The sequence below is a fragment of the Mammaliicoccus fleurettii genome, assembly GCF_003970575.1.
In the GTDB taxonomy this organism is placed as follows: Bacteria; Bacillota; Bacilli; order Staphylococcales; family Staphylococcaceae; genus Mammaliicoccus; species Mammaliicoccus fleurettii.
Map to the genome: position 1 here is coordinate 1 of NZ_RXWZ01000056.1, position 11907 is coordinate 11907.

Annotated in this window: 8 protein-coding genes and 1 other annotated feature; of the genes, 2 read left to right on the plus strand and 6 right to left on the minus strand. The window is 32.2% G+C overall.

All coding sequences use genetic code 11. The annotated features are described in order from the left end of the window. Positions 1-502: 502 nt before the first annotated feature. Entirely contained in the window at positions 503-1132 is a 630-nt protein-coding gene (locus CD129_RS05060) for a lysophospholipid acyltransferase family protein (protein WP_115337332.1), read from the minus strand. Positions 1133-1296: 164 nt separating this feature from the next. Here CD129_RS05060 and CD129_RS05065 point away from each other — a divergent pair, with 164 nt between their 5' ends. Further along, entirely contained in the window at positions 1297-2544 is a 1248-nt protein-coding gene (locus CD129_RS05065; RefSeq protein WP_115337331.1) for a S1C family serine protease, read from the plus strand. A gap of 54 nt (positions 2545-2598) precedes the next feature. On the opposite strand, the gene CD129_RS05070 is transcribed toward CD129_RS05065, so the two are convergent. The 3 genes from CD129_RS05070 to tyrS all read right to left on the minus strand — a co-directional run bounded on the left by CD129_RS05070 (position 2599) and on the right by tyrS (position 5412). Then, on the minus strand, positions 2599-3441 hold the full coding sequence (locus tag CD129_RS05070) for a TPM domain-containing protein (RefSeq protein WP_078357532.1): 843 nt from the start codon (positions 3439-3441) through the stop codon (positions 2599-2601). Beyond that, entirely contained in the window at positions 3441-4019 is a 579-nt protein-coding gene (locus CD129_RS05075) for a LemA family protein (RefSeq protein WP_107509796.1), read from the minus strand. Before CD129_RS05075 ends, CD129_RS05070 begins: the two co-directional genes overlap by 1 nt. A gap of 130 nt (positions 4020-4149) precedes the next feature. After that, the gene (gene tyrS, locus CD129_RS05080; protein WP_115337330.1) at positions 4150-5412 is read right to left on the minus strand and encodes a tyrosine--tRNA ligase; all 1263 of its coding nucleotides are present in this window, start codon (positions 5410-5412) and stop codon (positions 4150-4152) included. A 52-nt stretch (positions 5413-5464) separates the two neighbouring features. Then, positions 5465-5651, minus strand: a binding site (T-box leader). Between the two features lie 100 nt (positions 5652-5751). Between tyrS and CD129_RS05085 the strand changes: the two genes are divergently transcribed. Further along, entirely contained in the window at positions 5752-8202 is a 2451-nt protein-coding gene (locus CD129_RS05085) for a transglycosylase domain-containing protein (RefSeq protein ID WP_115337329.1), read from the plus strand. Positions 8203-8254: 52 nt separating this feature from the next. Here CD129_RS05085 and CD129_RS05090 read toward each other — a convergent pair whose 3' ends face one another. Both CD129_RS05090 and acsA read right to left on the minus strand, forming a co-directional pair. Continuing rightward, positions 8255-9922, minus strand: coding sequence for a formate--tetrahydrofolate ligase (locus tag CD129_RS05090; protein WP_115337328.1), 1668 nt, complete (start codon positions 9920-9922; stop codon positions 8255-8257). Positions 9923-10074: 152 nt separating this feature from the next. Further along, positions 10075-11787: an acetate--CoA ligase gene (gene acsA, locus CD129_RS05095; RefSeq protein ID WP_078357537.1), complete on the minus strand. Its 1713-nt coding sequence runs from the start codon at positions 11785-11787 to the stop codon at positions 10075-10077. Positions 11788-11907: the final 120 nt, after the last annotated feature.

Consider the following 11907-nt stretch of genomic DNA (forward strand, 5'->3'; position numbering starts at 1 on the left):
GCTCTCTTCTCATAAAAAGACCACCTACTTTCTTAATTTTAACAATACTTCTCTTTAAAGAAGTTGTCCAATTAAGTGTAGACGGTCCATATCTGCAATTTTGCCTAGTTCTGCTTTTAACATACCCCTTATCTGCAATTTTACTTAGAACTGCTTTTAACATACCCCTTATCTGCAATTTTACTTAGAACTGCTTTTAACATACCCCTTATCTGCAATTTTGCCTAGTTCTGCTTTTAACGAAACACTTATAAGTATAACTGCCAAAATAATACTTATAAAAATGTATACTACCCCCGATTTTGTAAAGTGCGGACGCCTGAGGGAATAGTATGAGCGAGAGACTACAGGCTCGAGCCATACCCCTAGGCAAGCATGCACGTACAAAATCGTAAACTCCATAAAAAATAAGCATATCACTAAACTTTAAAAAATCAGTTAAGTGATATGCTTATTTATTTTGAGCGAGGCTATATGTGCCGAAGCCTTTTATTGTATTACATTACTTGTCCATAGCTTTATTTGCTATATATGTAACTTCTTTTTGTAATGTATTCGTTCTTTCTTCTAATAATTCCATAACTTTTGCTATTTTTTCACTTTTCTTTAACTCACTTGGAAATGTACTAGGATCAATAGGATCCCCAAATTTAACAAATGATTTCTGTCTAAATCCAAAGATAGATTTTACTTTTTTAGGACCTTCGAAAGCTGCAGGTACAATTGGTTTATTGCTTAATACAGCTATTGTTGCGGCACCTCTTTTTAATGGTGCTTCTCCTGTTTCTGCTCTATGTCCTGAAGGGAAAATACCAACACTTTTACCTTGATTTAGTAATTTAACAGGAATTTTCAGTGTACTTGGTCCTGGCTTTTCTCTATCTACTGGAAAAGCATTTAATGAATGGAAAAACTTATCCGACCAATTTTTAGAGAATAATTCTTTTTTTGCCATATAATTGATTTCAGTAGGATATAAACTTAAAGCTAACATTATAACTTCAACATAACCTGTATGCGTACAAGTAACGACATATGGTTCTTCAGGAACCTTCTCTTTATTTATTGTTACAAGTTGTTTACCGAACTTTTGGAAAACAACTTGTAAAACAGTACTAGCAAATTTATACATTTAATGATCACTCTCTTCTTAATGATATTCATATTTTATCACTCTAATACTTTAGTCACAAGTTTTCATACAAAATATTGTAACAATTAAATACATCATATTATTGGCAATTTAATGCAATATCTATAATAATTATTTTATGGAGTTTTTTAGGAGGGATTAGAATGGATCAGAATCAAAATGGCGACAATTCAAATTTAAATCAAACATCTTCGAATGATTATTATTATAAGAAGAAAAATAAGATACCATGGTATCAAAGTTGCCTGATACCTTTTTTATCGGGGATTATTGGTGCAGTCTTAATACTCGCTTTATATATAGGTGGTACTAAAATTATTGATGTCGTTAATAACTACAATGACGAAGCGAATATAACGAAAGCACCGGCTAATGAAAAAGGCGGTAATATAAAAGATAATAAATCAAGTAATAAATCCGTATCTAAAATGATTGAAGATGTATCTCCATCTATTGTTGGTGTTATTAACAAACAAAAAGCTAGCGGAATTGAATCATTCTTTGGTGGAAAAAGTTCGGGTGAATCAAGTGATCCACAAGAGTCAGGTAATGGTACTGGTGTGATTTATCAATCTAGTGATAACAGTTCTTATATTGTTACAAATAATCATGTTATAGAGGGTGCCAATGAAATTGAAGTACGTCTTCATAACGATAAATCAGTTAAAGCTGAACTTGTAGGAACGGATGTTATGACTGATTTAGCTGTCTTAAAAATTGATGGCGATTATAATATCGAACCAATTAAATTCGCAGATTCTTCTAAAGTTAAAGCTGGTGAAACAGTATTTGCACTTGGTAATCCATTAGGAGTAGAATTTGCAAACAGTGTTACACAAGGTATTATTTCATCTGAAGAACGTACAATGGATGTACAAACTTCTGACGGTGTAACAGAAGCTACAGTTATACAAACTGACGCAGCTATAAATCCAGGTAACTCTGGTGGTGCTTTAATTGATTTAAACGGAAACTTAATCGGTATTAATTCCATGAAAATATCACGTCCTGATGTTGAAGGTATTGGCTTTGCAATACCAAGTAATGAAGTAAACAACATTATTAAAGACATAATGGATGATGGTAAAGTTACTAGGCCATATATAGGAATTAGTATGATATCTATTGAAGATATACCAAGTCAATATAGAAAAGAATTAAAATTAACAACTGACAAAGGTGTATACATTTCAGAGGTAGATGAAAAAGCAAACAACGGGCTTAAAAAAGATGATGTTATCACTAAAGTTGATAATAAAGATGTTACTGAAGTTTCAGATATAAAAAATTATATCTATAATGAGAAAAAACCTGGTGATAAAATTACTATGAAATATATAAGAGATGGTAAAGAACATAGTACTAAAATCACTTTAAAAGAACAAAATTAAATTAAAAAATCCTTCTAAGTTTACTTTCAACTTAGAAGGATTTTTTTATAGTATTTAGAATCCTCTGCCAGCTCCACCACCAGAGAATCCGCCTCCACCACCGAAGCTTCCGCCTCCGGAGAATCCGCCACCAGAACTACCTGATGATCCTCCAAATATAAATGGACCAGCCATTCCTCTTCTTGTACCTCTTCCATTACCACCTCTAGGAGGTTTTCCTCCTCCATTTTTAAAGTAGATAATGAAGAACACTATGATAAATAATATGAAAAATACAAATGGAATTTTACCTAATCCACTACTTTGAGGTTCTTTTTCAGTGAATTTCTTACCGTCGTAACCATAACTTTTAGCAATTTCATCCCAGACGGCATCATATAATTTCGTCAAACCTTGATCATAATATGCTTTTGCTTTTTTAGCATCGCCCGTTTTAGCAGCCTTTTTTTGGTATGGCATAAAGTTGGAATCAATAAGTTCACCAACTTTAGAATCATTCAGCACACCTTCTAAGCCATCACCAACTGCAATATCAATACCTCTATTATTATATTCATTACCGTTATCCATATTAAGTAATATAACAATACCTCTATTGTGCTTTTGATCTCCAACTTTATAATGTCTACCGGCTTCTAAAGCATAATCTTGACGAGGAGTTTGTCCAATTGACTTCATCGTCATGAGTAAGATATCTGCATCAGTACCATCTTGTAATTTTTGACCTTTTTTACTAATTTTATCTTTACTTTCATCACTGATTAAATTTGCATGATCTTGAACAAATACAGGTTGTTCAAGCTTAGGAAACTTTTCATCTGCCGCTTGTATTGTAGAACTTAGTGAAAAAAAGCTTATAATAAACAAAACACAGAAACGTTTAAACATTGATGTCATTAAGATTCATCTCCACCGAAGTCAACTTTAGGTGCATCTTTTGCTTCACCTTTTGCTTGGAAATATTCTTTCTTATCGAAATTAAACAAACCTGCTACTATACTAGATGGGAATCTACGCGTAGCTTGATTGTATTCGTTAATTGATTCATTATAATCTTTTCTAGCTACTGCAATTCTATTTTCAGTTCCAGCTAGTTCATCTCTTAATCCAGTAAATTGTTTATCAGCTTTTAAATCAGGATAATTTTCACTAATAGCGATTAAACGGCTTAATGCACTATTTACTTCACCATTTGCGGCTGCTTTTTCTTCAGGTGAATTTGCACCAGCTAATTTACTACGTGCATCAGAAACATCTTTGAAAACTTTCTCTTCATGCTTAGTATACCCTTTAACAGTATCAACTAGATTCGGTATCAAATCGACACGTCTTTGTAATTGATTATCTATATTAGATAAAGATTTATCCGCTTCTTCTTCTAAACCAACTAATCTATTATATGGTCCAATCATAATGACCCCTAAAATCACGATTATTGCTACTACAGCAATAATAGGTCCTAAATATTTTTTCATTTAATTTTCTCCTTTTCATTAATTTCATATGTCAATTTTATTATACAATAAATTCCATGTTAGTACAGTTCATTGAATATAGAAAAAAGCGCAATAAATAAATTTATCTATTGCGCTTTTATTGTTAATATTATGAGAATTTAACCATTGTATATTTTTTCTTACCTCTTCTTACGATTGTAAATTCATCATCAATTTTGTCTGCACTTGTTATTTCATGATTAAGGTCTTGAATTCGTTCACCATTAATGTAAATGGCACCATTATTAATATCTTCACGCGCTTGTCTCTTAGAAGGTGAAACACCAGCTTCAATAATAAAATCAACTAGTTGTACAGTTTCAGAACTTACTTGTGCTGTAGGTACATCCTTGAAACCTTCTTCAATTTCTGATTTAGTCAATGCTTTGATATCACCTTTAAATAGTGCATCAGTAATTCTTTTTGCTTCTTCAACTGCATCACTACCGTGGATGAATCCTACCATTTCTTCAGCTAACACTTTTTGTGCTTCTCTTAAGTGAGGTGCTTCTTCAACTGTTTTTTCTAGTCGTTCTATTTCTTCTCTATCTAAGAAAGTAAAGTATTTTAAATATTTCACGACATCTGCATCTTGAGCGTTAATCCAAAATTGGTATAGCTCATAAGCTGATGTTTTACTTCTATCTAACCATACAGTGCCTGATTCAGATTTACCGAATTTTTTTCCATCTGCTTTAGTAACTAATGGAATTGTAAATCCGTAAGCTTCAGTATCACCATACATTTTTCTCATTAAATCTAATCCAGTTGTTATATTGCCCCATTGGTCAGAACCACCAATTTGCATTTTACAATCATAATTTTGATTTAAGTAACCGAAATCTATTGCTTGCAGAATCATGTAAGTGAACTCAGTATATGATATACCTGTTTCTAATCTCGACTTCACAGAATCTTTAGCTAGCATATAATTCACACCAACATATTTAGCATAATCTCTTAAGAAAGAAATTAAATCAATTTCTTTTAACCAATCCTTATTATTAACTAAAATTGCAGAATCATCACCTTCAAAATCAAATATTTTATGCATTTGATTCATAATTCCGCGTACATTTGCTTCAATTTGTTCGTCTGATTGTAGATTTCTTTCTTCTGAGCGTCCAGAAGGATCACCAATCATACCAGTACCACCACCTACTAATACAATAGGTGTATGTCCATGATTTTGAAATCTTCGTAAAGTTAAGAAAGGCAGTAAATGTCCAATGTGTAAACTATCAGCAGTTGGATCTGCTCCACAATATATTTTGACAGATTCTTTATTCAATAATTCTTCAATTTCTTGTTCATCAGTTTGTTGATATATTAAACCTCTCCATTTTAAATCTTCTATAAGTGCATTTGCCATTACTAATTCCTCCTCTTAAAATATAATATAAAAAAGCACCCTTACATAAAAATGTAAGGGTGCTTGAATACACGGTACCACCATACTTATGATGTTAAACACATCATCGCTCATTAATGTTACGTACATTAAAACGTCGAACATTTATTAAAGGTGTATTCATCATTATCGCTTTATCAGTTCACAGCACCACTGACTCTCTTAAAAAGAATATAACAACTACTTCTCCTTTAGTTCGTTACCTTATGCAATTAATTACAAAGTATAAAGCTATCTTTTTTAAAAGTCAATACAATACATATATGTTATAATAATGATGATTAGATTGGAGGTAAAAATTTGAGTTCAAATCAGTCTAAAAACAAATTCAAAGATCAATTTAATCGTTCAAGTAAGAAGTATAAAGATACTTTTAAAGAAACAAAATGGTCTCCAAAATTAATATTCCACACTACATATAATGTAATAAGCAATTTATTCTTTATTATTATATTCATAAGTTGCTTATTATTAGCACTTGGCTTGGGTATTGGTGGCGGTTACTTCGCAGGACTTGTCAAAGATGAAAAAGTGATGTCAAAAAAAGATATGAAGCAACAACTTTATTCAATGACGGAAAGTACGTCTGTTTATTTTGGTTCTGGAGAGTCACTTGGCCGATTAAAAAGTGATGTCCAAAGGGATGTTATTAAAGGAAATGAAATAAGTGACAATGTTAAGAATGCTCTTATTTCAACAGAAGATGAAGATTTCTATAACCATAATGGTATTGTTCCAAAAGCTTTTCTTAGAGCTTCTGTGCAAGAAGTTTTGGGCAGTGCTAATTCTTCTGGTGGTAGTACATTAACGCAACAACTTGTTAAGAACCAACTTTTAACAAATGAAACATCTTTTGAACGTAAAGCTAAAGAAATGTTACTGTCGATGAATGTTGAAAAGAACTTATCAAAAGATGAAATTATCGATAGTTATTTAAATGTCGTTTCATTCGGTCGTAATTCAAATGGTTCGAATATTGCAGGTATTGAAGCTGCTGCACAAGGTGTATTTGGTAAATCAGCTAAAAAATTAAACGTGGCAGAGTCAGCATATCTTGCCGGATTACCACAAAACCCATATACTTACACACCTTTCTTACCTAATGGTGATTTGAAAGATGATGAATCATTAAAATTCGGTATAAATCGTCAGCACTATGTACTTAAAAGAATGTATCAAGAAGATAAAATCACTAAAAAAGAATACGATGAAGCTTTAGATTTCGACATAAAAAAAGCATTTGTTGATAAAGTTGAAGAACCAAACCAAAAATATCCGTTCTTAACTGAAGAAGTTGAAAATCGTACAGTTGATATTCTTAAGTATCATTTAGCTAAAAATGATAATATTTCTAAAAAAGAATTGGACCAAACGCCAGTACTTATGACGAAATATACAGAAAAAGCTAATCAAGCAATGCGTACTGAAGGTTATCGTGTTGATACAACAATTGAAAAAGACATGTATGATAAGATTCAAGACGTAAAAAATAATTCAGGTAGTTACTCATGGGATAGAGAAGCAGATTATACAAATAGTGAAGGTAAAAAAGCTTCTAAAGAATTCCAACATGAAGTCGGTGCCCTTCTAAAAGAAAATCAATCTGGAAAAATCCTAGCATTTGTTGGTGGTAGAGATTACGAAAAATCACAAATTAATCATGCTACTAGTGCTAAACGTTCACCAGGTTCAACTATGAAACCATTATTAACTTATGCACCGGCATTTGAAAATGGTTTAATTACTCCAAATACTGCTTTACTCGACAAAAAATTCGATTATCTTGGCTATTCCCCAGATAACTATGATAGAAGAGAATTTGGTCCAGTAACAGTTGATTATGCATTAAGAAACTCATTAAACTTAAGTACATTAAGGTTATATAGTAATGTACAAGACTATAAACCATGGGAAAACTTAAATAAAATGGGTATGACTATACCTGAAGATGTTCAAGATGGATTAGCCCTTACGCTTGGTACAGCTGACTTTACATTAGAACAAGATGTAAATGGTTATAGTTCATTAGCAAACAAAGGTGAATATAATGACAGTTACATGATTGAATCTATTAAATCACGTAATGGCGAAGTTATTTATCAGCATAAGAAAGATCCAAAACGTATATTTAGTGAATCAACAACATATTTAACAACAGATATCTTGAAAGGCGTTCTTGATGATGGTTCAGGTTACCAAATTAAAGATTCATTTGATGGTAACTGGGCTGGTAAAACAGGTACATCACAAGATGCTAAAGATAGTTTATTCGTTGGATATACACCAAAAGTAACACTAGGTATTTGGATGGGTTATGACCAACCAATTTCATTCGATGAAGATAGTCATTATCAATTATTTATGTGGAGAGATATGGTTAACGCATTATCTACTACTGATAGAGAAAAGCTTGGATATGATAGTGAATTCACAAAACCAAGTACGGTAAAAGAAGATACAATTTGCCAATATACTAATTCTACAGATAGTTGTAGTAGCGGTGAATCTAAAGCACCTTCTACATTAATTTCAGATAAGGTAGATACATCTAACAAAGATATACAATCAGATTATGTAATGAAACGTTTAGGTAAAGCAATTGATCCTAACACATCATCTAAAGTTAAACCTAAAGAAAAAGTTGCTAAAAACTCTAAAGAAGCTTGGTCATACAAATCTAGCAGTAAATCTAGTAGTTCTGACAGCAAGCCATCCAGTGGTACAAGTACAGCACCACCAAGTAGCGACTAAACACAAAAGAGCTGAGACAATTAATTTGTCTCAGCTCTTTTTTCATCTTAAATTAGAATAGCCCTACTGCAGATCCATCTTCATTAACGTCCATATTCAATGCTGCTGGTTTTTTAGGTAAACCTGGCATCGTCATGATATCTCCAGTCAATGCAACGATAAATCCTGCACCGGTTCTTGGTGATAATTCTCTAATTGTAATATCAAAGTCTGAAGGTGCACCGATTTGTTTTGGATCATCTGTAAATGAATATTGTGTTTTAGCCATACATACTGGATATTTGTCCCATCCATTTTCCTTTATCGTTTTAAGTTGTTTTATAGCTTTATCACTAAATTTAACTGATCTTCCACCATATACTTTCTGAACAATTGTTTCTAGTTTATCTTCTATAGACATATCTAAATCATAAATTGGTGAAAATTGTTGTGGTTCTTCTAAGACACGTAATAATTCTTTTGCAAGGTCTATTCCACCTTTTCCACCTTTTTCCCATACTTCAGTCAATGCAACTTTTATGTCATGTTCTTTACACCAATCTAATACATATTGAACTTCTTCTTTTGTATCATGTATAAATGCATTAATTGCAACTACAGGTTCAACACCAAATTGTTTAATATTTTGAATATGTCTTTCTAAGTTTATTATGCCTTTTTTAGCCGCTTCAACATTTTCACTTTTAAGTTCATTTTTCTCAACACCACCATGCATTTTCAAGGCTCTTATCGTAGCTACTATTACGACAGCACTTGGATCAAATCCTGCTTTACGAGTCTTAATATCCATGAATTTTTCTGCGCCTAAATCAGAGCCAAATCCACTTTCTGTTACAACTATATCTGCTAATTTTCTAGCAGTATTTGTTGCGATTATCGAGTTACAACCATGTGCTATATTTGCAAATGGGCCGCCATGTACAAATGCAGGTGTACCTTCAATAGTTTGAACAATATTAGGTTTAATTGCATCTTTTAAAATGAGTGTTAATGCACCCTCTACTTTCAAATCACGAACCGTTACAGGCTTTCTATCTACTGTATAACCGATAGTTATGTTTGCTAAGTTTTCTTTTAAATCTTTAATACCATTCGATAAACAAAATACTGCCATTATTTCAGATGCAACTGTAATATCAAATCCATCTTCTCTTGGAACACCTCGAGTTGGCCCACCAAGCCCAACAACTACTTGACGTAATTCTCTATCATTCATATCAAGTACACGTTTCCATTCTATTCGTCTTGAATCTATATTTAACTCATTACCTTGATAAATATGGTTATCAATAAAGGCTGAAAGTGCATTATTTGCAGTAGTTATTGCATGTAAATCTCCATTGAAATGTAAATTTATTTCTTCCATTGGTAGTACTTGCGCATAACCTCCACCAGTAGCGCCACCTTTCATTCCAAAGACTGGACCAAGAGAAGGTTCTCTTAATGCTACCATTACATTTTTATTTAATTGATTGAATGCATCAGCTAAACCTACTGTAACAGTTGATTTACCTTCTCCAGCTGGTGTTGGACTCAATGCTGTTACTAATACAACTTTTCCTTTTTCTTTAATATCTTTTAACTTTGTAATATCAACTTTTCCTTTATAATGCCCATAAGGTTCTAAAGAATCATGAGGAATTCCTAACTTTTCAGCAATTTCATTAATCGGTCTTAATGTACTTTGTTTTGCAATTTCTAAATCTGATAAATGACTCAATATTGTTCACTCCTTAAATTTATATTACAAATTATAAGTATCTCAACTTTAGAATAAACAAATAATTGTAAAAAATCAATTTAACTTGCCACTACTAATATCATGATAAAGGCTGAGACAATAATTTGTCTCAGCCTCAACTTTCATAAAAATTAATCTTCCAATGTAGATAAATCACCAGCAGGTAAATCTAATTCCCATGCTTTTAATACACGTCTCATAATTTTACCTGAACGTGTTTTAGGTAATTTATCTTTAAAATCAATTTCACGAGGTGCTGCATGTCCAGCTAATCCTTCTTTAACAAATTTTCTTATCTCTTCTTTAAGTTCATCAGATTCTTCATATCCTTCTCTTAAAGCGATAAAGGCTTTTATAATTTCACCACGTACTGGATCTGGTTTACCGATTACCCCAGCTTCAGCTACTGCAGGATGCTCAACTAGTTTAGATTCAACTTCAAATGGTCCTACTCTCTCACCAGCAGTCATAATAACGTCATCAACTCTACCTTGGAACCAGTAATAACCATCTTCATCTTTATAAGCTGAGTCACCTGATACATACCATTCATCATTTATAAAATATGATTCATATTTAGGTTGGTTATTCCAAACTGTTCTCATCATTGAAGGCCAGCCTTTTTTCAATGCTAAGTTACCCATTCTGTTAGGTGGTAATTCCTTACCTTGATCATCAACTATTGCAGCTTCAATACCAGGTAGAGGTTTACCCATTGAACCTGCTCTAATATCCATAGATGGATAGTTAACAATCATATGTCCACCCGTTTCAGTCATCCACCAAGTATCATGTACTCTATGGTTAAATACTTTATGAGCCCATTTAATGACTTCTGGATTTAATGGTTCACCTACTGATAATACATGTCTTAAGGATGATAAGTCATATTTACTAACCACATCGTCTCCCGCACCCATTAACATTCTTAGAGCTGTTGGTGCAGTATACCAAATTGTTACACCATAAGTTTGGATAAATTCATACCAACCTTCTGGAGAGAATCTTCCACCCACGATACAATTTGTAACACCATTTAACCATGGACTAAAAATACCATATGATGTTCCTGTTACCCAACCTGGATCTGCGGTACACCAATAAACATCATCTTCTTTAAAATCTAAGACATATTTACCAGATATATAATGTACAACCATTGCTTCTTGTACATGAAGAACACCTTTTGGTTGTCCTGTTGAACCTGATGTATAGTGTAATATCAATCCATCTTCTTTATCTAACCATTCGATATCAAATTTTTCGTCAGCTTTTTCAAATTCTTTATTAAAATCAATATATTCATCACTTACCTCATCGTCTACTACAACGATATGTTCAAGGTTAGGTAATTCATCTTTAGGAATTCTTCCAACTAAATCGTTTGTTGTAATAATAACTTTAGCTTCACTGTTTTCAAGTCTATCTTTAACAGCTTTTTCCATAAATGCTTCAAATAATGGTCCAACAATAGCACCAATTTTCAAAGTACCTAAAAGTGAAAAGTATAATTCAGGCGTTCTAGGCATGAAAACAAATACTCTATCGCCTTTTTTAACGTTTGCTTTATTTTTCAAAACATTTGCAGCTTTATTACTCGCGATTTGCATATCTTTAAACGAATAACTATCTTGTCTATTCTGATCTTTATAATGAAGTGCAATCTTGTCCCCTTTACCATTATCAACATGACGATCAATACACTCATATGCCATATTTATCTTTCCAGTTTCACTCCAACTGAAATTTTTTTCAATATCTTCCCAATTATGATTTTTTACTGCATCATCATAATTAGCAAGATTATAATTATCATTTAATGCTTCGTAAACTTCGACTTTCATTTAAATCTCCCCTTTTATAAATGTAATCGTTTTCAATAAAGCCTATTTCTATTATAATATAAATAGATGATACTTTTCAAAAAAATTTGATTATTCAAAATAAACTTTACAAATATAGAA